General features: G+C 64.2%; 18 protein-coding genes. 4 read left to right on the top strand and 14 right to left on the bottom strand.

From position 1 onward, the window contains the following. Positions 1–3 precede the first annotated feature (3 nt). From E4T66_RS15605 to E4T66_RS15585, 5 genes are all read right to left on the bottom strand, one after another. Complete coding sequence (locus tag E4T66_RS15605; RefSeq protein WP_136849977.1) at positions 4–405, bottom strand: hypothetical protein; 402 nt, start codon at positions 403–405, stop codon at positions 4–6. Positions 406–494: 89 nt separating this feature from the next. After that, entirely contained in the window at positions 495–1,712 is a 1,218-nt protein-coding gene (locus E4T66_RS15600) for a ferritin-like domain-containing protein (protein ID WP_136849976.1), read from the bottom strand. Positions 1,713–1,739: 27 nt separating this feature from the next. Beyond that, entirely contained in the window at positions 1,740–2,699 is a 960-nt protein-coding gene (locus tag E4T66_RS15595) for an iron-sulfur cluster-binding domain-containing protein (RefSeq protein ID WP_211242961.1), read from the bottom strand. A 187-nt stretch (positions 2,700–2,886) separates the two neighbouring features. Next, entirely contained in the window at positions 2,887–3,870 is a 984-nt protein-coding gene (locus E4T66_RS15590) for an HD domain-containing phosphohydrolase (protein WP_136849974.1), read from the bottom strand. 96 nt (positions 3,871–3,966) lie between these two features. Further along, positions 3,967–5,136 (bottom strand): RDD family protein, encoded by a 1,170-nt coding sequence (locus tag E4T66_RS15585; RefSeq protein WP_211242960.1) that lies wholly within the window; start codon positions 5,134–5,136, stop codon positions 3,967–3,969. A gap of 31 nt (positions 5,137–5,167) precedes the next feature. On the opposite strand from E4T66_RS15585, the gene E4T66_RS15580 reads away from it, so the two are divergent. Both E4T66_RS15580 and E4T66_RS15575 read left to right on the top strand, forming a co-directional pair. Then, positions 5,168–6,454, top strand: coding sequence for an ammonium transporter (locus E4T66_RS15580; RefSeq protein WP_211242959.1), 1,287 nt, complete (start codon positions 5,168–5,170; stop codon positions 6,452–6,454). 3 nt (positions 6,455–6,457) lie between these two features. Beyond that, positions 6,458–7,150, top strand: coding sequence for a hypothetical protein (locus tag E4T66_RS15575; protein WP_136849973.1), 693 nt, complete (start codon positions 6,458–6,460; stop codon positions 7,148–7,150). Here E4T66_RS15575 and E4T66_RS15570 read toward each other — a convergent pair. From E4T66_RS15570 to E4T66_RS15545, 6 genes are all read right to left on the bottom strand, one after another. Beyond that, entirely contained in the window at positions 7,147–7,671 is a 525-nt protein-coding gene (locus E4T66_RS15570) for an NUDIX hydrolase (protein WP_136849972.1), read from the bottom strand. The genes E4T66_RS15575 and E4T66_RS15570 overlap by 4 nt on opposite strands. Positions 7,672–7,764: 93 nt before the next feature. Beyond that, the gene (locus E4T66_RS15565; RefSeq protein WP_169577654.1) at positions 7,765–8,586 is read right to left on the bottom strand and encodes a 23S rRNA (adenine(2030)-N(6))-methyltransferase RlmJ; all 822 of its coding nucleotides are present in this window, start codon (positions 8,584–8,586) and stop codon (positions 7,765–7,767) included. Between the two features lie 234 nt (positions 8,587–8,820). Then, positions 8,821–10,509, bottom strand: a complete 1,689-nt coding sequence (locus E4T66_RS15560) for a sodium:solute symporter family protein (RefSeq protein ID WP_136849970.1) — start codon at positions 10,507–10,509, stop codon at positions 8,821–8,823. A gap of 11 nt (positions 10,510–10,520) precedes the next feature. Further along, the gene (locus E4T66_RS15555) at positions 10,521–10,787 is read right to left on the bottom strand and encodes a DUF4212 domain-containing protein (RefSeq protein ID WP_136849969.1); all 267 of its coding nucleotides are present in this window, start codon (positions 10,785–10,787) and stop codon (positions 10,521–10,523) included. Between the two features lie 155 nt (positions 10,788–10,942). Continuing rightward, positions 10,943–12,013, bottom strand: a complete 1,071-nt coding sequence (locus E4T66_RS15550) for a DUF294 nucleotidyltransferase-like domain-containing protein (RefSeq protein ID WP_136849968.1) — start codon at positions 12,011–12,013, stop codon at positions 10,943–10,945. Positions 12,014–12,027: 14 nt separating this feature from the next. Further along, complete coding sequence (locus tag E4T66_RS15545) at positions 12,028–13,491, bottom strand: 3'-5' exonuclease (RefSeq protein WP_136849967.1); 1,464 nt, start codon at positions 13,489–13,491, stop codon at positions 12,028–12,030. A gap of 163 nt (positions 13,492–13,654) precedes the next feature. Here E4T66_RS15545 and E4T66_RS15540 point away from each other — a divergent pair, with 163 nt between their 5' ends. Further along, the gene (locus tag E4T66_RS15540; RefSeq protein WP_211242957.1) at positions 13,655–17,164 is read left to right on the top strand and encodes a PAS domain-containing hybrid sensor histidine kinase/response regulator; all 3,510 of its coding nucleotides are present in this window, start codon (positions 13,655–13,657) and stop codon (positions 17,162–17,164) included. A gap of 90 nt (positions 17,165–17,254) precedes the next feature. On the opposite strand, the gene E4T66_RS15535 is transcribed toward E4T66_RS15540, so the two are convergent. Together E4T66_RS15535 and acs are read right to left on the bottom strand one after the other, a co-directional pair. Next, entirely contained in the window at positions 17,255–17,956 is a 702-nt protein-coding gene (locus E4T66_RS15535; RefSeq protein ID WP_136849966.1) for a response regulator, read from the bottom strand. 77 nt (positions 17,957–18,033) lie between these two features. Beyond that, on the bottom strand, positions 18,034–19,995 hold the full coding sequence (gene acs, locus E4T66_RS15530) for an acetate--CoA ligase (RefSeq protein WP_136849965.1): 1,962 nt from the start codon (positions 19,993–19,995) through the stop codon (positions 18,034–18,036). A gap of 212 nt (positions 19,996–20,207) precedes the next feature. On the opposite strand from acs, the gene E4T66_RS15525 reads away from it, so the two are divergent. Beyond that, positions 20,208–21,425 carry a DcaP family trimeric outer membrane transporter gene (locus E4T66_RS15525; RefSeq protein WP_248679741.1) on the top strand — a complete coding sequence of 406 codons (1,218 nt, stop codon included), beginning with the start codon at positions 20,208–20,210 and terminating at the stop codon, positions 21,423–21,425. A gap of 248 nt (positions 21,426–21,673) precedes the next feature. Here E4T66_RS15525 and E4T66_RS15520 read toward each other — a convergent pair whose 3' ends face one another. After that, positions 21,674–23,107: a zinc metalloprotease gene (locus E4T66_RS15520; RefSeq protein ID WP_136849964.1), complete on the bottom strand. Its 1,434-nt coding sequence runs from the start codon at positions 23,105–23,107 to the stop codon at positions 21,674–21,676.

Here is a 23,107-nt window from a genome sequence, read left to right as displayed (position 1 = left end):
TGCTTACTGCCAGCCGATGACCTCGTAACCCGATTCGCTCAGGCAGCGGTTGACGTAGGCCTTGTAGACCGGCCCGGGATCCTTGCCGCGAAACAGGCCATGCACGCCGCCCTGCGCAGCCCCGCCGGCCGCTCCGTACTGCGCGCCTTTGCCCGCGTTGCCGGAGACCGAACCTACCGCAGCCCCGATGAGGGCGCCGGCCACCGCACCACCGGCAGCGCCCTTGACCACGCGCCCCTGCGAACTATCCAGATTGCTGGCATCGGCCCGCCGCCGGCATTCAGCCACCGCCGCATCGGCGGCACCCTGTCCGCTCATCTGCATCGTGGCATTGGGATACAACACGGGCCGCGGCGCGGCACAGGCGCTGAGCAACAGCAGAGCAATCCATGAGACTCGGCGCATCGGGTGCACTCCGCGTGAAGAGTCCGAATCATTGCACTGCACCGGCCTAACCACTGCACTGATACCGGTCAATTCTGCACGCAGGTCGATCAGTGCGGCGTCGGCGCCTTATACGCGGCAATATCGCGGATCAAATCCTCACCCGACAGCTCCGTGGCGTTCTTGCCACCGAGGAAGGAGGTCAGTCCGGCCTTGTCGTAGTGGGCCTTGATGCGATCGCTCATCAGACCGATGTATTCGAGGTTCGGGATCAGACGCAGGAACATCAGATGACGGAACGCAGCCATCGACGGGGCGTTCAAGATCACTTCATCCCAGTCCTTCAGCGACATGCGGCCTTCGAACCATTCGTAGTACAACTCATGCGACAGGAAGCGGTTGCGCATCAGCAGCGCGACTTCGTAAGCCCAGTCTTCGCGCTCGCGAATCTCGGCTGGGCTGAGTTCCTTGCCAATGTGCTCGCGCAACGCCAGGACGCCGTAGTGCACATGCCGCGCCTCGTCCTGGATCACGTACTTGAGCAACTGCTTCAACAGCGGCTCCCGCGTGAAGTTGTACATCGTGCCGAACGCACCCAGCGCGAGACCTTCAACCATGATCTGCATGCCGAGGAACTTCACATCCCAGCGCGAGTCGGTCAGCAGATCGTCGAGGATCACGAACAGATTGTCGTTGCAGACGTAGGTCTTCTGCAGCTTGGTATCGAGATAGCGCAGGAACACCTCGAGATGCCGGCCTTCGTCCATGACCTGGGTGGCACCGTAGAACTTCGCATCCATCCACTGCACCGACTCGGTGACCTGAGCCGCGGCATACAGCGCCCCCTGCTCACCATGCATGAACTGCGACAGCGTCCACGACGCGATGTCGTTGGCGAAACGCAGCTTCTCCTTCGGCGTCAGCTTGATGCCCTTGGCGGCCAGCCCTTCGAACGGTGGGTAATCCAGCGGCATCACCGGCCGTTCCGGATTTTCCGGATCAACGTCGGTGCTCCAATCCAGATCGCGGTCGCCATCCCACTGATTCGCGACCGCGCGACGATACAGCTCATACATCTCGGGAAACTCGCCGCCATAGGTCAACGAGAAATGCGTTGAGTGCTGCGCCGGCATCTGCACCGCATCGCCATCGCGTGCGACACCGAGAATCAGCCCGCGGAATACCGATGGCGCCATCGTCGCTGCAACCTTGGCATTGCCGACCGATGTCATCACGCGCAGATTGTCGAGCGCCGAATAGATCGTGTTCTGCGCCTTGCCCGGCAGTCCGTCGAGCATTCGCGGCAGCGTGACAATGTTTGCACTCATGCGTCTTTCTCCTCGGCCAGCCTGGCGTCAGGCATCAACGGTAACGGGGGTGGTCGCACAGGCGGAGCACGCCAGCGTGTATCCAGCGGCACGCTCCTCGGGCAACAGGCAGTTGGGTTCTTCCAGCAGCACCTCGCCGTCCAGCACACGCACCTTGCAATGACCGCAACCGCCGACGGTGCAACTGAATTCAAGCTTGAGCCCGGCCCGCAGTCCGGCGTCCAGCAAGGACTCGCCTGGCTGCTGCTCGACACTATGCGCCGAGCGTTTGAACACGATCGGCACCGGCTGGGTCGGGCGCGGGCGGTGCTGCGGCGCAGCGACGAAACGCTCGCGGCGGATGTGCTGGAGATCGAAACCGGCTTCTTTCAAACCGGCCTCAGCGGCATCCATCAGCGCCTGCGGTCCGCACAGGTAAACCTGGGCATCGGCCGCCGGACGAAGCAAGTGGGCCAGCCGCACAGCATCCGGCCTTCCTTCGACCGCAGTGACAACGCTGTCCCAGGACAGACCCGGGTGATTCTGTGCCAGTGCTCTTAAGCGCGCGTGAAACAGCGCATGCGCTTCATCGTGCTGCACGTCGACCACGCGCACGGATCGCTGCGGATCTGACGCCAGTGCCGTTTCGACCAGGCTGATGACCGGCGTCATGCCACTGCCGGCGCCGAGCAGCACCAGCGACCCTTGATGTGCAGGGTCCAGCGTGAAATCACCGCCGGGTCCGAGCACACGATACACATCGCCTTCGCGCAGCTGCCGCGCAATGAACTGTGACGCGCGGCCCTCCGGCAACACGCGGATCGTGCATGCCAAAGCGCCGCCTTCGGCGCTGGACAGACTGTAGATGCGACGTTCATCGCGCCCGTCGATTTCAAAGATATGGGTCAGATACTGACCGGCGCGAAACGCCAGCGGACGGTCGTCGTCCGGCACCAGTACGAGGGTGATCGCGTCCTGAGCCTCGCTGACGATTTTCTCCACGCGCACACGGCGCGGAGTCTGTGATGGACGCTGTTTCCAGCGCGCCGCGGGGCCTGACCCACGCGGAAGAATGATACGACGCGGATGTCTACCGAACACGGCTGCTCCGTCTGTTGTTCTCCTCACAGGCGACTATGCGAAGCCACTGATGGATTGTCAAACACTCGTTCAATTTAGCGGCAGGTCACCGCCATCAGTACTCGGCGAAGGTGTAGCCGAGATCACGAAACACATGCAGGCAGGCGTGGACCACTGCAGCGTCATACTGCCGCCCGCAACCACGCTCGATCTCGGCGAGCGCATGGTCGATCCCCAGACCCCGGCGATACGGCCGCTGATTGGTCATGGATTCGACCGTATCCGCGACAGCGACGATGCAGGCTTCCTGCATGATCTGATCGCCGCGCAGCTGGTGGGGATAACCGCTGCCATCGAGACGTTCGTGGTGCTGTTCGACGATTTTCGCGACCGGCCACGGAAAGCGGATTTGTCCGAGGATGCCCGCTGCGGCAGTGACGTGGGTCTGTACCAGTGCGTACTCCAGATCACTAAGCCGGCTCTGCTTGGTCAGGATCTCGATCGGCACCTTGAGCTTGCCGATGTCGTGGATGCTCGCCGCCAGCATGAGCCCCTGACGCCGTGCGTCCGGGTATTTCAGCTCCTGTGCGATGGCGCCGCTCAGGTCGGCTACACGCCGCTGATGTCCTGCGGTGTATTCGTCGCGCGCCTCGGCCGCGGCGGCAAGCGCACCGACCGCCTCCAGCAGACTCAGGCGCATCTGCTCGTCAAACGCCTGCTCGCGCTGCTGTGCTTCCCTGAGCTCGGTGATGTCGCGCGCGGTCACCACGATGCCCCGGATATCCCGCACCGCGCGACGATCACGCACGCTGGCCTGGATGATGCGCCAGCCACCGTCGCGATGCCGCAGCCTGCATTCGCAGGTATGGGTGCGGTCAGGCTGATCGAGCGCTGCGCGCAAGGTCGCTAGTGATTTAGACCAGTCGTCCTGATGCACAAATTCGACAAAGACGTGCCCCTTGAGTTGCTCGGGGCGATAGCCACCGATGCTCTCGATCGACTCACTGACGTAGCGAACCTGCCCGTCGGCATCGAGCACCGCGACAAAGTCCGATACATCCTCGATCAGCGCTGCCATGAACGGCAATCGAGCATTCATGCTCACACCCTCCCGGCATCCATGCGCGTGGCGTATCCAAGTCCACGTCTTCTTTTGTGATACCGGAACCCACGCTCCTCTGATGAACGTCAGGCGTCAAGAGACATCGCCGTTGGACGGTATCGATGCACCGCGCAAACGGATGACCGCAGTGAACGCGATCCGGTCATGGATCGCCTGGCGGTTGGGATCCCAGAACACCTGCAGGAACCCGAGCAAGCCGGTGGCAAGACCGGCGGCGTACCCCCCGTAGCGCTCGAACGCGGCCGCGATGCTGATCGGTCGCCCGTTGAGCACGACCACGCGAATACCCATCCAGCGCTTGCCCAGGGTTTGCCCCCGCCAGTACACGGTCACCAGGGTGAAGTAGACCGCACCCCAGCCGAAATTCTCCCCGACTTCGTCGACGATCCCGTGCAGCGCCTTCAGCATGCGCTCAGCAAAATCCGGCGTGGCTTGTGGCGCGGATTTGACCGCCGGCGGCGCGCTGTCGGCTGCACGGCCATCGACCAGCGTCATCAGCGCCGCGACCTCGTCAGCGTCATCGGCCGCGCTGCCGGCCAGTTCCGCCAACACCTCACGCTGTTCTTCGACAGAAGTGCGACTGCGCCCTGCCGCCTCGATCACCGCAGGAAAGCGCGCACGGCGACAGGGCGCGTCACTGCAACTGACGAACCCGGCAAGCTGAGCGGCAAAGCTGACGCCATCGGCAGGACTCAGATCCAGCGACTGGCCTGGCGTGGTCTCGGTCTGTTCCGAGAACAGCGCGTATTCGCCGGAAGGCACGTCCAGCAAAGACAACACCACGCCCAGCGCGACGACTGCAGCGGCAAGCCGCAGTACCCGACGCACCCTCGCAGGGAGCGGTGCCTCCGGCGCCTTGCGCGTGATCCACCAGGCCCAGCCCATCAAGCCCAGTGCAAGGCCCAACAACAAACCACCCGCCTGCGAGATGAGGCCGACGATCCCGGCATCGATCAGGATCGCAGCCAGCCGCCGCCATGGGCCCGCCAGTGGCAATCCGTACAGCTGTTCACTGACGCGAAAGGCGTCCGGCGTGATCATCCGCCGTGGGTCGACGGCAACGCCGTTGCCGTCGACCGGCACCGGCGGCGTCGCGGTGGCATCGTCGGATTTGTTCATCGCATCCCCGCAACTCAAGCCCGAAGCGCCGACGTTAACCCGATCCGCGAGCCGGCGCAGCCCCGTTGAGTCCTGGGTTTCGGCGAAGTTGGCCTTTTCCTTGCTTCCTTCGCAGACCGGCATCGTTGGGGTGCCTCCACAACGGGGTGGGATCGTGCAAAGACTGCACATTGGGATATTGCTGCTGCTGTTTGCGCCAACGACTGTGTTCGCCGGAACGCTGGAAGATGCAGGCGACATTGCCTGGGTCTGCGTGGCGTCGGCACTGGTGTTCTTCATGCAGGCCGGATTCGCGTTGCTGGAAGCCGGATTCGCGCGGGCCAAGAACACCACCAACGTGATCATGAAGAACATGGCCGATCTCAGTTTCGGCGCCATTGCCTTCTGGGTGATCGGCTTCGGGCTGATGTTCGGTGACAACCCGACGGGATGGTTCGGCAGCAGTCATTTCCTGCCGGAAACGCTGACCGGTTCGGAATCCGTTTTTCTGCTGTTCCAGGCGATGTTCGCCGCCACCGCCGCAACCATCGTGTCCGGTGCGGTCGCCGAACGCATGCGCTTCGGCCCGTACGTACTGGCATCGGTGATCATCACCGCACTGATCTATCCGGTATTCGGCTCCTGGGCCTGGGGCAGCTTCTTTGAGGGCAAGGGATGGCTGGCCGAGCTCGGCTTCGTCGACTTTGCCGGCTCCACCGTGGTGCATTCGGTCGGCGGCTGGTGTGCGCTGGCCGGCGCCCTCGTGGTTGGACCGCGGCTGGGCCGCTTCGCCCCCGACGGCACGCCCCGCATCATTCCGGGGCATAACCTGCCTTTTGTCGCACTCGGCGTGTTCGTGCTGTGGCTGGGCTGGTTCGGTTTCAACGGCGGCTCGACATTGGCGGCCAGCGCCGACGTCGGCATCATCCTGGTCAACACGCACCTGGCCGGCGCCGCCGGCATGGTCGGCGCCTACGTCTGCCTGGCCCTGCTCGGACGCCCGGTGCTGATGACTACCACGGTCAATGGCGCCATCGCCGGACTCGTCGCCATCACCGCCGGCTGCGCCACGATGCCCACCGGCTTCGCGCTGCTGACCGGCTTTATCGCCGGACCGGTCATGGTCCTGGGCGCCGACCTGCTGGACCGACTGCGCATCGACGACGTTGTCGGCGCGGTTCCGGTGCACGCGTTCTGTGGCGCCTGGGGCACGCTCGCCGCCGGTCTTTTCTATGCCGACGATCTGTTCAATCTGCATCGTATGCTGATCCAGCTGCTCGGCATCGGCATAGCCGCCGCATGGGCATTCCCGACCGCGTTTCTGACCTTCTGGATCCTCAAGCGCACGGTCGGCCTGCGCGCCGACACTCTGCACGAACAGCGCGGTCTCGATTTCACCGAGCATTACGAAATCGGCTATCCGGAGTTTCAGAAGGAACTCCTGCACGGCGGCAAGGGTTGAGTCATGGCGACGCCGAATTCTTCGACGCCCGGCATTCGCGATGCACTGGCCGACGGCTTTCGCGGCCTGCTCGGCGACGCCGAAACGCAGTCGGCGCTGTCGCTGTGGGATCGCAGCTACGCCACCGGCAAACCGCACGCGCTGATCGAGTACGTCAACGAAGTCGCCGCTGCGCTGATGCTGCCGACGCGCCAGCGCCATGAAATCCGCATGGCGCTGTATCGCGCACTGCTGACCCGCGGCATCGACCCGACCCGCAGCAGCACCGGCGCCGCGGGTAGACGCAGCGTCACGCCCGCGACGGTACCCCGCGTGGTCAACGGCACCGGCAGCGCGAATGCCAGCGCCGCGTTCCGTGTCTTTCGCAGTGTGGTGCTCGACGTGTTTCGCGGTGTCGGCGCCGCGGGCGCTACCGCAGAACGGGATTTCTCGCAGGCGATCCGGCGTCACGCCAGCGCGCAGAAGATCACGGACAGTGGCCGCATGGCACTGGAGGCGTGGGCCGCGCAACTCGACGACGACGGTTATTTCCTGCGCCTGGCGGCGACCGAATACCCGAGCTTCTCGCATCTGATGTATGTCGCCGCCTGCGAAGCGCTGGGGCCGGTGCTGGCAGACCGTGTGTTCAGCAGCGCCATTGCCCAGGCCGAGACGCTGGCCGATGCCGCGCAGTTCCCGCCACGACGCTTGCTCTAGGCCCGCCGCAGGAAATACAGACCGACAAACACGCGGGCGTCGATCTGCAGGCCGGCACGCTGCTGCGTGCGCAGCCAGTCGTCGATCGAGGCGATCGGCACCACATGTACGGTGATCTCTTCGTTGCCGACGCCGCCGCCGGGGCCAGTGCGAACCAGATCGTGCGCGCGCACGAAATGACCCTGCTCGCCGCTCATTCCGGGCGCGGTCGGCCCGCTCAGCAGGATCTCGGCGCGCGCGCCGCGAAAACCGGTCTCCTCCTCGAGCTCGCGCAGCGCCGACGCCTCGATACTCTCGTCACGATGCTCGGCCTCGTCGCCGATGATGCCCGCAGGCAGCTCAATCGTGCGCGCGTGCAGCGGCACGCGATGTTGTTCGACCAGCACCAGTTCGTCGGCATCGGTACGCGCGACGATGAACGCCGCGCCCCGTGCGTTGACACGGCGCACGTACTCCCAGCGCCCTTCCTTCAGCAAGCGCAGAAAGCGGCCCTCGGCCAAGACTTCTATCGGATCGTCCATCGAATCGGTTCGCAATAACGAGCCCGGATTATCCGCCATCACCGCACCCGCGGCGCGGTGACGGACATAAGACAACCATTGAATTGCCGGCCCTCAGAACGATTCTGCAGTCCAGGCTGCGCCCGGGCCCTGTGCGAGAACGACGCGCAAGGCATCCAGCGTCGGCGCCAGCGCCTCCTTGAGGCCGAACGGCGGATTCAGCAGCAGCATGCCGCAGGCGTGCATCTGCCCCTGTGCCGGCGCCCCGGTATCGAAATGCAGATCCAGACCCTCGCGCCCCAGGGTTGCCGCAGCCCGTGGCAGGCGTTCGGCGGCGTGGCGATTCTTCAGCGGATACCACACCAGATAGACCCCATGCGCAAAGCGCGCCGCGGCCTGCCGCAACAGCTCGCTGACCGCGCGAAACTCGTCCGGTCGCTCGAACGGCGGATCGATCAGGACCATGCCGCGCTTTTCGCGCGGGGGCAGCAGTCCCGGCGCCTCATAGCCGTCACGCTGATGCACGGCGACGCGGCGGTCGCCACGGAAATTCTGCCGCAGCACGGTCGCAATCGCCGGCTGGCGTTCGCACAGCACCAGGCGGTCATCGGCACGGGCGCATTCGGCGACCCAGCGCGGGGAGCCCGGATAATGGCGCAAGCTGCCATCCGGATTGTATTGGTGCAGCAGATCGAGATAGCGCTGCAGCAGCGGAGTGTCCGCGGGCCGCGTCCACAGTCGGGCGACGCCAGACGCCGCCTCGTCGGTGCGCTGCGCGGCATCACTGCGCAGATCGTAGTCGCCCGCACCCGCGTGGGTATCGAAATAGCACCACGGACCGGGCTTGCGATTGAGCGCATCAACCACGGCCAGCAGCACGACATGCTTGAAAACGTCGGCAAAGTTGCCGGCGTGAAATTGGTGTTGGTAGTGCACGCTGTCAGTATCGACGCTCTGCGGCCGCAACGAAACCCGCGGACAAAAAAGTGACCGCGGCCAGGCCGCGGTCAAAGACTGTCCGGCCTAAGGGAGGGAAAGCGACCGGACTTCTTTATTCTGCCACTAAACACTCGTTTATTTCGACTGGTCAAAACATAACGCCCCCGGGAACTCTCCCGGGGGCGTTGGGACACCGGATCCAGGGACCGATGCCAGTACTGCCGTGTGACCTCAGTGTGCCGACGCTGCGCCTGCTCCGCGAGGAACGCGGATTTCAGCCACCAGCCGCTGTACCGCAGCCGGCGGCGCCTTGGTGACGCTCGCAACCGCTGTCGCTATCACGAAGTTCAGCACCATGCCGACGGTTCCGAATCCTTCCGGCGAGACGCCGAGGAACCAGTGATCCGGCGTATTCAGCTCCGGATGCATGAACTTGAAGTAGATGATGTAACCCGCGGTCACAGTCAGCCCCAGCACCATGCCTGCAATCGCGCCTTCCTTGTTCATGCGCCGCGAGAAGATGCCCATGATGATCACAGGGAAGAACGAGGCGGCCGCCAGCCCGAACGCGAATGCCACCACCTGGGCGACGAAGCCGGGCGGATGGATGCCGAGATAGCCCGCGATGCAGACCGCCGCCGCCGCACCTATGCGTGCAAACAACAGCTCCTGCTTCTCGGTAATGCCGGGCATCAAGGTCTTCTTCAGCAGATCGTGTGAGATCGACGTCGAGATCACCAGCAACAGACCCGCTGCCGTCGACAGCGCCGCCGCCAGGCCTCCGGCTGCAACCAGCGCGACAACCCAGTTCGGCAGCTTGGCGATTTCCGGGTTGGCCAGCACCATGATGTCGCGATCGATCGTCAGCTCGTTGGCATCCTTGTTCGCGACGTACTGCATGTTGCCGTCGGCATTCTTGTCTTCCCACTTGATCAGGCCGGTCTTCTCCCAGCTCTTGACCCAGCTCGGCGCCTCGGCATAGGCCTTCTCGGACACAGAATCGATCAGATTGACGCGGGCAAACGCGGCAATCGCCGGTGCCGTGGTGTACAGGATCGCGATGAAGATCAGGGCCCAGCCGGCCGAGATACGTGCATCACGCACGCGCGGCACCGTGAAGAAGCGCACGATCACGTGAGGCAGCCCCGCCGTGCCGACCATCAGCGCCAGCGTGATGCAGAACACGTCGATCATCGGCTTGGTGCCTTCGGTGTACGCGCCAAAGCCCAGCTGCGTGACCAAGCCGTCGAGCTTGTCGAGCAGGTAGGTTCCGTCTGCCGTCTGCGAACCGAAGCCCAGCTGCGGAATCGGATTGCCGGTCATCAGCAGCGAGATGAAGATCGCCGGCACCATGTAGGCGAAGATCAGTACGCAGTACTGCGCGACCTGCGTGTAGGTGATGCCCTTCATGCCCCCCAGCACGGCGTAGAAGAAGACGATCGCCATGCCGATGATCACACCGGTGTTGATGTCAACTTCGAGGAAGCGGCTGAACACGATGCCGACACCGCGCATCTGCCCCGCCACGTACGTGAACGAGACGAATATCGCGCAGACCACCGCGACCAGACGTGCCGTAGACGAGTAGTAGCGATCGCCGACGAAGTCCGGCACGGTGAATTTGCCGAACTTGCGCAGATACGGCGCTAGCAGCAAAGCCAGCAGCACATAGCCGCCGGTCCAGCCCATCAGATACACCGAGCCGTCATAGCCGGCGAACGAGATGATGCCGGCCATCGAGATGAACGACGCTGCGCTCATCCAGTCGGCCGCAGTGGCCATGCCGTTTGCAAGAGGAGACACACCGCCACCGGCGACGTAGTATTCCGAAGTTGAGCCGGCGCGGGACCAGATTGCGATTCCGATATAGATCGCAAAGGTCACGCCGACCATCAGGTAAGTCCAGGTCATGACTTCCATAGGTGTTCTCCTCAGTCCTCGTGGACGTCGAATTCGCGGTCGAGTTTGTTCATGCGCCAGACGTAGACAAAAATCAGCGCAACGAACACGTAGATCGAACCCTGCTGGGCAAACCAGAAGCCCAACTTGAAGCCGAACAGACGGAACTCGTTCAACCAGTCGACCAGCAGAATGCCGGCTCCATACGACACCGCGAACCACACCGCGAGCAGCCCCAAGACCAACCTGACGTTGGCTTTCCAGTAGGCCTCGGCGCCCGCTGAGTTGTGCTCAGACATGACCGTTTTCTCCTCTTATTCACGCATGAATTGCGTTGTAGCCAATGTAGCAAGCGACCCCTGCCACCGAATCGCGACTTTGGTCTAAAACCTGTAGGCCACTGTGCTGCGACTTTGGTCGCAGAGCGCGCCAGCCACGCGCGATGCGCGACGTGTCAGTAAGCCAGGCCGTACTCGCTGGCGATGCGCCCGCGCAACACGCGCGATTCCTCGAAACACGCGCGCAGCAGGCGGCGATCAAAGCCGCTCAGGCTGGCGGAGGGAATGCGATTGTCGAGTGCCGCGTCGCGGCGGCGGCAATCAAGCTGACGCCGCAGGCGAAATGCCTGCAAGGTGTAGAACGCCTCGACCCAGGATTCCGCCTCGCGCCGTTCATGCTCGGTGCGCGGCCACGCCAGCAGGCGTGCCGGCGTCGCCGTCTCGGCGATGCCGCGCGACAGTGCGAGAATGCGTGCGGCGTCGGTGAACAGACCGGCGCCCTGCAGCTTGATGTCGAACGAGTCCGCCACCACTGCGCGACGTTCGAACTTGAGCTGCCCGAACCAGCCCAGTGGCGGCCGCGACTGCAGCGCATTCTGCGTCATCTGCCGCAGAAAGACCGGCCTGGGCGCGATGTACTCCGACAGCCAGGCGCGCAGATCCGCGGCCAGCTGCAACTCTCCCCAGAGTCCGCGGAAATCAAAGAAAATCGCGCCGTGCAGCAGCGCTTCCGGCGCACCAGTGTCGATCCAGCGCGCGAAGCAGTCCTGCCATTCGGCCGCACTCAGGCACCACTTCGGATTGCGCGCCATGATGTCGCCGCGGCACAGCGGAAATCCGCAGGCATCGAGCAGTCGATTGACCTCGTCGGCAAATGCAAGCAGCGCGGTGCGCGCCGCGCCGACATGTTCGGCAGCAAACAGGATCGCGTTGTCCTGATCGGTATGCACGGTCTGCTCGCGCCGGCCTTCACTGCCGAGTGCGAGCCAGACGAAGGCAATTCCCTCCAGTGCGTGCCGCGCGCGCACGCTCTCAAGGATGCGAATGGTCAGGGCGTCATTCATGTCGGCAATCGTGCGCGTCAGCTGCGCGGCTGATTCGGCGTCCTCAAGCAACTCAAATGCAAGCGCGCGCAGATCGGTCGCTGCGGCAACCAGTGCATCGGCGTCGGACAGCGTCGACAGCCGCACCAGCATTGCGGCCACCCGCGCATCGCGGCTGGCAACGGCAAGGCCATGATCAAGCATGCGTCGCGCTCCCCCTAGTAACGAACGCGCGCCAGTGCGGTGGCCCGTGAGGACTCCAGCGCTGAACGCAAAGTGTGTATGCCGCGGGCTTCGAGCAGCGGCAGCAGCCGCAGGAACACCTCGGCCGTGACGATGGCATCACCCAACGCGGTATGACGGCCGATGACCGACACGCCGAGCCGCTGGGCCAGCGCTTCTAGCGAATGCCCTTCAGCAACCGGATACACCACCTGCGACAGCAGCATGGTGTCGAGCACGGCCGGAAGCGCAAGCTCGGGGCCACCCTGCACTTCAAGAAAGCGCACATCGAAAGCAGCGTTGTGCGCAACCAGCACAGTATCCTCGAAGAACCGGCGGAAACGTGGCAGCACCGTCTCGAACGAAGGCTGACCCTGCAGCATCTGCGCATCGATGCCGTGAATGCGCTGAGCCGCCGGATCGATCGACCGCGAGGTCGAGACCAGGGTTTCGAACACCTCGCTGGAGACGATCCGCGCATTGACGATGCGGATGCCTCCCAGGGCAATGATGCGATCCCCGGCAGACGGATCCAGTCCGGTGGTTTCGGTATCGAACACCGTGAACATCACCGTCGACAGCGGCGCATCCAGCAGCTCTGCAGCGCTGGCCGCCTGCGGCGCGGCAAAATCGAATACCGGTGCCGCTGCGCGCAGCGAATCCTGCGCATGCGGCGTACTGGTCCCAGCATCACTGAGCAGATCGTCAGTCGCATGCAGGTGCAGGAAAAAGCCCTTCAGATTTGCCCCCAGCAGCGGCGTGAAGCGCGCCTCCAGCACGGTGCCGTTACGGGTCGGCAGGCGCGTTGCAATCTCGGCGCGCGCGTCTCCGCGCCGGATCGCAGCGTCCAGATTTTCCAGCACCTCGACAATCACGCTGCGGCGGAACAACGCAAACACCGTACGCCCGAGACCGAGCAGACCGTCCGGCTCGACGGCATGCAGCAGCGCGGCAGCGCGCGGTGTGTACAGCAGTACACGACCATCATGCGTGCAGCCGATCACCGCCGCCGGCAGATCGGATAGCACCGCAGCCAGCAGATCGCGCTCTTCGGCGACCAGTGCCGTGGCCGTCTCGATCTCTGCGGCGCTGCGGCGGTGTTGGCGTTCGTATTCGTCAGCCAGTCTGTCGACCGCATCGGCGAGTTCCGCCGGCACGCCGTTGCCGCGCTTCACGCGCAGCTGCGGCTGCCCGCTGCGCAGCCGATCGAGCAAGTGCACCAGCGCTGGAACATAGGCGATCTGCGGGCGCAGTAGCGATACGCCAGCAAAGACACCGGCGCCGATTGCGCTGAGCGCTGCAAGCACCACGGCAATCCTGCGCTCGCCGAGCAGGGCAAGCAGGATCTGCCGCGGCTCCGCAGGCTGCAAGGCCAGCAGCAAGAGGCCGAATCCGGCAACGCCAATTGCGACCGCAGCCGTTACGGCCAACCAGGTCCGGCGGTACGTCGAATCGGTCACGCATGCTCCAAAGAGGCGATCAGTGTCCAGCTATAGTCCGCCACGGCAGCCCTGTCCATACACCTTTGGTTCTAGCGGCGGCGGCGGCAACCCTTGCCGTACACTGCCGAAAAGACGCACGCGGCCGGCGCGAGCCACCGCGCAAGCAGGAGGAGCGCGACACGTGTTGCCCGGTTGGTTGCTGCTGCTGATCTCGGCAGGCTATGTCGGCCTGCTGTTTGCGATTGCCTACTGGGGCGATCGCCGCGCCGCGCGCGTCGCAAAACCGCGGGCACGCCCGCTGGTCTACAGCCTGGCGCTGGCGGTCTACTGCACCTCATGGACCTTTTACGGCGCCGTCGGACGTGCCGCCGAACACGGTTGGGACTTTTTGCCGATCTACCTCGGCCCGATCATGGTGTTCCTGTTCGGCGTGCCGCTGATCGAACGCATCATCCTGGTCTGCCGGCGCCACAACCTGACCTCGATCGCGGATCTGATCGGCGCACGCTACGGCCGCCGGCAGACCCTGGCCGCGCTGGTCACGATCATCGCGGTCGCCGGCGTCCTGCCGTATCTCGCATTGCAGCTCAAAGCCGTCGCGGTCTCGCTGAGTGTGCTGACCGTTCCCGCCAGCGGACCACTGGGCCTGATCGGCGACGGCGCGCTGGTGACCGCCGTGATGCTCGCCGTGTTCGCGATCCTGTTCGGCACGCGCGAAGTCTCATCAAGTGAAACGCATCACGGCCTGGTGCTGGCGGTGGCATTCGAATCCGTGGTCAAGTTGCTGGCCTTCGTCGCCGTCGGCTTGTATGCGTCCTACGGCACCTTCGATGGCATCGGCGAGGCCGTGACGGCCGCACTGTCGCGACCGGCGGTGACTGAAGCGATGTCGCGGCCGGAGTGGATGATCGGCTTTCTGACCCAGACCGTGCTGGCCATGGCGGCGATCCTGTGTCTGCCGCGACAGTTCCAGGTGACCGCCGTCGAGAACACTGACATCCGCGAACTGCGCACCGCTCGCTGGGTGTTTCCGGGCTATCTGATTCTGATCTCGCTGCTGGTGCTGCCGATCGCAGGCGCTGGCTGGCAAGTCCTCGGCAATACCGTGCCGGCGGACACCTACGTGTTGAATCTGCCCTTGCATCAGGGCCATCAGGGCCTTGCGATCCTGGCCTACGTCGGCGGGTTTTCCGCGGCGACCAGCATGGTCATCGTCTCGACCATTGCCCTGTCGACGATGCTCAGCAACGAAATCGTCACGCCACTGCTGTTGCGTTTTCAGCCGCTGGGCCTGGGACGCCGCAGTCAGCTGTCCGGGCTGATCAAGGCGGTGCGCCGAGTCAGTATCGTCGCGCTGCTGGCGCTGGCCTATCTTTACACGCGCTTTGCCGCCAGCGGTTCGTTGGCGTCGATCGGCCTGCTGTCGTTTGCCGCCGTGCTGCAATTTGCCCCGGCACTGATCGGTGGCTTGTACTGGCGTCGTGCGACCCATCAAGGCGTATTCATCGGCATGTTCGCCGGCTTCGCGGTCTGGGCCTATACGCTGATGTTGCCGGCATTGCTGGCGCCTGACGCGGCACTGTTGCTGCACGGCCCGTTCGGCATCGGATGGCTGCGACCGCAGGCGCTGTTGGGAATCGGCTGGCTCGACCCGGTGGCGCACGGCTCGCTATGGAGTCTGGGCTGCAACGTGTTCGGCTACGTCGGCGCCTCGCTGTGGTTCTCTCCAGGCCTGCGCGACCATCTGCATGCGGTGCGCTTCATCGAAGAGGTACAGCCCGCACAGACGCGCCGCAATCCCGCCACCGGCAACGCCCTGGTCGGTGACCTGCGCGCGCTGCTGGAACGTTTCTTCGGCGCCGAGCGCACGTCGCAGCTACTGCAGGACTTCGCCACGCGCACACGCGCTCCGCTGCATGAACGGGATCGCGCCACCCCCGAGCTGGTGCGCTACAGCGAACGCCTGCTGGCCGGTGCCCTTGGCGCATCGAGCGCACGCGACGTCATCGCCGCAATGCTGCGCGGCCGCGACATGCAGGTCGAGGATGTGATCCAGCTGCTCGACGAAACCTCGCATGCACTGCAGTTTTCGCGCGAACTGCTGCAGGCCGCACTGGAGCATCTGTCGCAGGGCGTCAGCGTAGTCGACGCCGACCTGCGGCTGGTGGCGTGGAACCGCCGTTACGTGGAGTTGTTCGGCTATCCGGAACACCTGATCGAGCAGGGCCGCCCGGTCGAAGACCTGATCCGCCATAACGCCCGACATGGGCTGTTGGGCGAAGGCGATCTCGACGAGCTGGTGCAGCGTCGCATCGAGCACATTCGCGCCGGCCGCACCTACGAACATGAGCGCCGCATGCCGGATGGAAGCGTGATCAAGATTCGTGGCAACCCGATGCCCGGCGGCGGTTTCGTCACCAGCTACACCGACGTCACCGAATACAAACGTGCTGAACATCGCCTGCAGGAACTGGCCGGCACCCTCGAAGCACGCGTGCGCGAACGTACCGAGGAAGTGTCCCGTGTTGCCGCGGAGCTGGCCATCGCCAAAGGCGCGGCCGATCGCGCCAATGCCGCCAAGACCCGCTTCCTCGCTGCCGCCTCGCACGATCTGGTTCAGCCGATCAGCGCCGCACGCCTGTTCGTCTCGGCCTATGACCGCAGTGGTGCCGACGAGCGCCTGCTGTCGACGATGAACAACGTCGACGCTGCACTCGGCGCAGCCGAAAAACTGCTGTCGGCGCTGCTCGACATCTCACGGCTCGACGCCGGGGCCACGCCGGTGAAGCGTGAACATCTGCTGCTGACGGATATTCTCGAACCGCTGGCGAACGAATTCACGGCGCTGGCGCTGGAACGCAATCTGCGCTTCCGCTATGCCGCCTGCCGTCTGGTGGTGCACACCGATCCGGCCCTGCTGCGGCGCGTCCTGCAGAACTTCCTCTCCAACGCGCTGCGCTACACCGAAACCGGGCGCGTCCTGCTCGGATGCCGCCGCGATGGCGCTGCGGTGCGGATCGAGATCTGGGACACCGGCCCCGGCATCCCGGCGTCGCGGCAGGCCGAGATTTTCGAAGAGTTCCGCCGCCTGCGCAGTCACGACGCCCGCGGCGAATCCGGGCTCGGACTGGGGCTGGCGATCGCCGAACGCACTGCGCACCTGCTCGGTCACGAAGTGGGCATGCGCTCGCGCGAGGGTCACGGCAGCATGTTCTGGATCCGGGTGCCACTAGGCAACGCTGATGCCGTTGTCCGGCGCGGCCCCGCACCGACCGGCAAGTCGCCGCGCCTCGGCCATCCGCTGGTGCTCTGCATCGACAACGAGCCGGCGGTGCTGGCCGGCATGCGGGCACTGCTGGAGAGCTGGGGCTGCCGCGTCGTCGCCTGCGCCAACCACGACGAAGCCGATGCCTGGGCCCAACGCAGCGCGCAGGCGCCGGAACTCGCGCTGGTCGACTACCACCTCGACGACGCAGTCTCCGGCATCGACGTACTGGATGCCCTGAAGGCTCACTGGAGTGTCGAAGTCCCGGGCATCGTGATCACCGCAGATCACACGCCCGAGGCGCGCCAGGCTGCAGTCAAACGCGGCTATGCGTTCCTGCCCAAACCAATCGCCGTGGCAAAGCTGCGCGCACTGGTCAACCGCATTCTGGGGGCACGGGTCGATACCACCGAGGCGGCACTGTAGAACGGAACATACGCCCGCTTCGCTAAGACTGCGAGTGCAGCCATATCCGCCCAGTGACGGAGCGCTCTGGCGTCCATCAAGCGCAGAACCTCAAGCGTCGTCGTCTTCGCCGACCGGCAAACCTTCGGCCGCAGGCACTTCCAGCGCGGCGTTCTCCGCCTGCAGCAGACGCTGCGCCAGCAGCGCAGCCTGTGTGCGCCGCACCAGACCGAGCTTGCGCAGTATCGCCGTCACGTGGGCCTTGACCGTGGCCTCGGTGACGTCGATGTCGTAGGCGATCTGTTTATTGAGGCGGCCTTCGGCCAGCATCATGAAGACGCGGAACTGCTGCGGCGACAGGCTGGCGATGCGCTGCGCCAGTTCCCGATGTTCGAGCGCCTGTGCCGGAGCTTCCTTCAACTGCGGCGGCTGCCAGATTTCGCCGTCCAGCACTGCGCGCAGTGCCAGTGCCAAGGTGGGCAGTCCGGACGACTTCGGAATGTAGCCGGACGCGCCGAAATCGAACGCGCGCTGCATGATCGCTGGTTCTTCGTGGCCGGAGACGATCACGACCGGCAGTGCCGGATGCTCGTTGCGCAGATAAAGCAGCGAGGAAAAGCCGCGCGCGCCCGGCATGTGCAGGTCGAGCAGCACAAGATCGGCATCGATTCCGGATTCGACCGTCCGCTGCAGCGCGTCGAAGGCGTCGACTTCGTGCAGCGTGGCATCAGGCAGCAACCCACGCAGCGCCAGCACCAGTGCGCTGCGAAACAGCGGATGGTCATCAGCAACGATTACGGTCTGCGCGTTCATGGCCGCAGTGTAACAGTCTGATCTGAAACCGCCGGAGTCCGGCCGGGACGCCGGCCGGACTCCGGAATGCACCGCACTCAGGCCGCCTTGTTCGTGCTCTGCTTGTGCGCGCCGATCAGCGAATCCACCACACCGGGATCAGCCAAGGTCGAAATATCGCCGAGCGAGTCGATCTCGTTGGCGGCAATCTTGCGCAGAATGCGGCGCATGATCTTGCCCGAGCGGGTCTTGGGCAGGCCGGGCGCCCACTGCAGAACGTCCGGCGCAGCAATGGCACCGATCTCCTTGCGCACGTGCTTCACCAGCTCCTGGCGCAAGGCGTCCGTGGCGTCGACGCCCAGCTTGAGCGTGACATAGGCGTAAATGCCCTGGCCCTTGATATCGTGCGGGCAGCCAACCACGGCCGCTTCGGCGACGGCTGGATGCAACACCAGCGCAGACTCGACCTCGGCAGTGCCCAGACGGTGGCCTGAAACATTGATGACGTCGTCGACGCGACCCGTGATCCAGTAGTAGCCGTCGTCATCACGGCGCGCACCGTCGCCGGTGAAGTAGACGTTGTCGTAGGTCGAGAAATAAGTCTGCTCGAAGCGCTTGTGATCGCCGTAGACCGTGCGCATCTGCCCCGGCCATGATTCGAGCAGTACCAGATTGCCTTCGCAGGCGCCTTCGAGCACCTTGCCCTCGGCGTCGACGATCGCCGGCGCCACGCCGAAGAACGGCTTGCTGGCGGAACCCGGCTTCAACGCAGTTGCGCCCGGCAACGGTGTGATCAGGATGCCGCCGGTCTCGGTCTGCCACCAGGTGTCGACAATCGGACAGCGCTGCTCGCCAACGACACGGTAGTACCACTCCCACGCTTCCGGATTGATCGGCTCGCCGACGCTGCCGAGCAGTCGCAGGCTGGCACGGCTGGTGCGCCGCACCGGTTCCTCGCCTTCACGCATCAGGGCACGGATAGCGGTCGGGGCCGTGTAGCAGATCGTGACCTTGTGCTTGTCGACAACCTGCCAGAAGCGTGATGCGTCTGGATAGTTGGGCACCCCTTCGAACATCAGCGTGGTTGCGCCGTTGGCCAGCGGTCCATAGACGACATAACTGTGTCCGGTGACCCAGCCAACGTCGGCGGTGCACCAGTAGATGTCGTTGTCATGGACGTCGAACACGTACTGATGCGTCATTGCCGCATACACCAGATAACCGCCGGTGGTATGCAGTACCCCCTTGGGTTTTCCTGTCGAGCCGGAGGTGTAGAGGATGAACAGTGGATCTTCGGCGTTGATTTCCTCAGGCGCGCATTGGGCCGGCTGCTCGGCGATCAGATCGTCATACCAGAGATCGCGTGCATTGTCCCAGTCGACCCATCCGCCGGTGCGCTTGACGACCAGCACCTTTTCGACCGTATCGGTGCCCGGACGCTTCAGCGCTTCGTCGACATTGGCCTTCAACGGCACCTTGCGCCCACCGCGCAGCCCTTCGTCGGCGGTAATCACGAGCTTGGAAGTGCAGTCTTCGATGCGACCCGCCAGCGCGTCCGGCGAGAAACCGCCGAACACAATCGAGTGCACCGCACCCAGACGCGCGCAGGCCAGCATCGCCACCGCCGCTTCGGGAATCATCGGCAGATAGATCGTGATGCGATCACCGCGTTTGACGCCGAGGCTGCGCAGTGCGTTGGCAAGGCGGCAGACTTCACCATGTAGTTCGCGATAGCTGATGCGGCGCGACTCCTTCGGATCGTCCCCTTCCCAGATGATCGCGGTCTGATCTCCGCGCGTTGCCAGATGCCGATCCAGGCAGTTCGCGGAAACGTTCAGCGTGCCGTCCTCGAACCATTTGATCGACACCGCATTGCGCGCGAACGAAACGTTCTTGACCTTGGTGTACGGCCGCATCCAGTCGATGCGCTGCCCGTGTTCGCGCCAGAAGCCTTCGCTGTCATCGATCGAGCGGCGATACATCGCCTCGTATTGCGCAGCATCAACCCAGGCGCTCTTCGACCAGCTTTCGGGCACCGGATAGATCTTGGCTTCACTCATGAACCTTTCTCCTCAATCGACTTGACGTTGCGACTTGATATCGTGACTTGATGTTGAACCAATTTTCTAGGCCCGCACCCTCCGGGCCATTCGACCATGGTCGAAATTCTAGGCCTGATTCGACCAAGGGCGAATATCCGCAGCCCGCGCACGATCACACAGTGGCCCTACAGCGCCAAGCCAAGGCGCGATCACCACCATGAGGAGACGGTATGAACGACAAGGATCGGGGCAGTCTGCAAAACAACACACGGCGTCTGCTGCCGACGCTGATCGCATCGGGCGCTGCGCTGATGTGCATGGGCGCGCAGGCGGGCGAAACCAAGGTTGGCGATACGGCGATCAGCTGGGGCGGCTACGCCAAGCTCGACGTGCTGTACAGCCAGTTCTCCGAAGGTGAAGTCGCCCAGAGCACGTCACGCGATCTGTACGTACCATCAACGATTCCGGTCTCCAACGGCGGCGGCAGCAGCTACAGCGCGCTGGACTTCCACGCCAAGGAAACGCGGCTGTACATCAAGACCGAAACGCCGCTCGAAAACGGCATGAAGATCGGCGGCCACATCGAATTCGATTTCATCGTCGCCCAGGGAACCGGCAATGAAGTCGTCACCAACGCCTACAACCCGGGCCTGCGTCGCGCATTCCTGACCTACGGCAACTGGCTGCTGGGCCAGGAGTGGACGACATTCATCAATCTCGGTTCGATTCCAGAGACCCTGGACTTCGTCGCATTCCCGACCGACGGCACGGTGTTCGCACGCCAGCCGATGATCCGCTACAGCAGCGGCAACTTCTCGATCGCGGTCGAGAATCCCGAAACCACCGTGCGTTCCATCTCCAACGGCAGCGGCAGCACTGCAAAGACCGATGATGGTCAGGTGCCGGATCTGATCGCACGCTATGTCGCCAAGATCGGCAACGGCGGCAACCTTGCCGTAGCCGGCATGGTGCGTCAGCTCACGATCGACGACAGCACCTCCGGCGGCCCGGATTCCACCACGACGGGCTATGGCGTCAGCGTTTCCGGCAAGCTGCCGATGGGATCAAGCGATGATCTGCGCTTCACCGTCAGCTATGGCGAAGGCCTTGGCCGTTATCTGGCGCTGGGCACCTCCGCCGATGCCGCGCTGGATGGAGGCGATCTCGAAGCGATCGGCGTAGCCGCCGGCTACCTGGCGTATCGCCACGCATGGAACTCGCAGTGGCGCACCACGGTGACCGCATCGACCTTCCAGGCCGACAACGACGTCGCGCTGACCGGCGGCAACGCGACCAAGAGCGTCGTCAGTGGCAGCATCAATCTGCTGTATTCACCGGTCGCCAAGATCACCACGGGTGTCGAGTATCGTCATGCCGAGCGCGAAGACGAGTCCGGCGCCGACGGTGCCCTGGATCGTCTGCAGTTCTCAGCCAAATACGTGTTCTGAGGTCTGTGCCGCTGCCGCGATCCCCCGGTCGCGGTACGCGCAGTCTCCGCGAGAAACGGCAACGGCGACCACCGCCGCTGCCGGATCTGCGGATTCAAGGCCGGTCATTTGACCGGCCTTTATTGTTTCAACGAATCACCGCGCTGAAACTCCGTCGCGCGGGCGTTGCGCCATTGACCACCCCGTGACGGGCCCGCGATCAAGCGCATCCACCGTCCATTGGCCGGGACCGCTCACTCCGGACCGATTCAGGATCGTACAGCCCGACGTCGGCGAAAAATCAGCGCAGCACAGCTCAGCAGCAAGACGCCGAGGTCTATTGAGCCACCGCCAGAACCGCCGTCGCTCCCGATCGCCGGGGCTCCGCCACCGGGTGCGTCAACGCTGACGGTGCCCCCGTCAACCGGATACAGCCGGCGCAGCCCGGCGAGATCATCCGAGCCGACTGCGGCGCCTCGCCCGTCGGCGTGCAGACTGGCGCGCATGATGGCGGCATCCGCGATTGTTCCCACGATGCAGGTGGGCGTGTTGTCGTCGCCACAGGAATGGCCGAGACCCAGACCATGCCCGATTTCGTGTGTGATCGCCTCCGCTGCGTTCGCGCCCAGATAAAGCGACAGCAGGCAGAGAACCCCATCCTGCACGACAACGTCGGTTTCAGTGATGCGTCCAAAGGTTGTGCCGTTGAGTTTCTGCGTTCCGGTGTAGTGGTAAGCGGCTGTCGCAACCACGCCGCCCAGCCGGCAGGAATAGCCACCCGGAATGTCGTCATACGGATCATTAAACATGACCGTGTTGACCCCATCAGCCGTCATCAACGGCGACCGTGCCGAGGTGACGCCCCCATAGCTCAGGCGCACATTGCTGAGCGGGTCAGCATTCCACGCGGCGATCGCGTCCTTCACTTCGGCGTAGCCGCCGCCTAGCAGTCCGAGCAGCCCGGAGTGATCCGCATACACGACCACACTGCGCCCGGAATCGAAGTCGAACCAGCGCACCGGCGGCGAACCTTCCAGGGTGTACTTGGGGGTCACTGTCAGCGCAGTATTTGCGCGCCGCCAATACGCAGCGACCGTATCGATGCCCTGGGCACGATCGCGCAACCACGCACGGAAGCCCTGTGCATCGCGCACCCATCCCTCACCCTCCGGATCGACGCCCACGGCCAGACGTTGAGCTCCATTCAGGTCACGCGCCAGCAGGTCCTGCCCCGTGGCGTCCACGCGCTGGTGAAATGCGCCCAGTGCCAGATCCTGCACAACGAAGCGACCGCCCTGATCGTGCAGGAACAGCAGCACGCGCTCACCCGCGGTGAACTGCGGCGCACCCGAAACGACAACGCCGGCCCCGTCACTGCTGCCGGGCGTACCCGGAACAATGAGCTGAATCTGCTGTCCATAAAGCGCTCCCCTGAACACCTCATCGACCGCGACGCTGTACACGCTGGCACCGGCGACCGCTCGGCTGGGCGGAGCTTCAATCCGGCCATCGACAACAAAGTCGGAGCGATCGAACAACGCACTGTCGGTCAAGGGCACATAGCTGAACGCTGAAACGGATCCCGCCACGAACGCGGTTGAGAGCGCAGCCAGACTCGCCCCGTGGCGCAGGCCGTACCGCTTCCCTAGCGCGGACAGGTGCCGCAAGCGAGCAATCAGCCAAGACCTGGCATGAAGATTCAT

This window comes from Sinimarinibacterium arenosum, from assembly GCF_005047655.1.
Classification (GTDB): domain Bacteria; phylum Pseudomonadota; class Gammaproteobacteria; order Nevskiales; family Nevskiaceae; genus Solimonas.
Note: the sequence above shows the minus strand (reverse complement) of the source record. Positions and strands in the feature narration are given on the sequence as shown.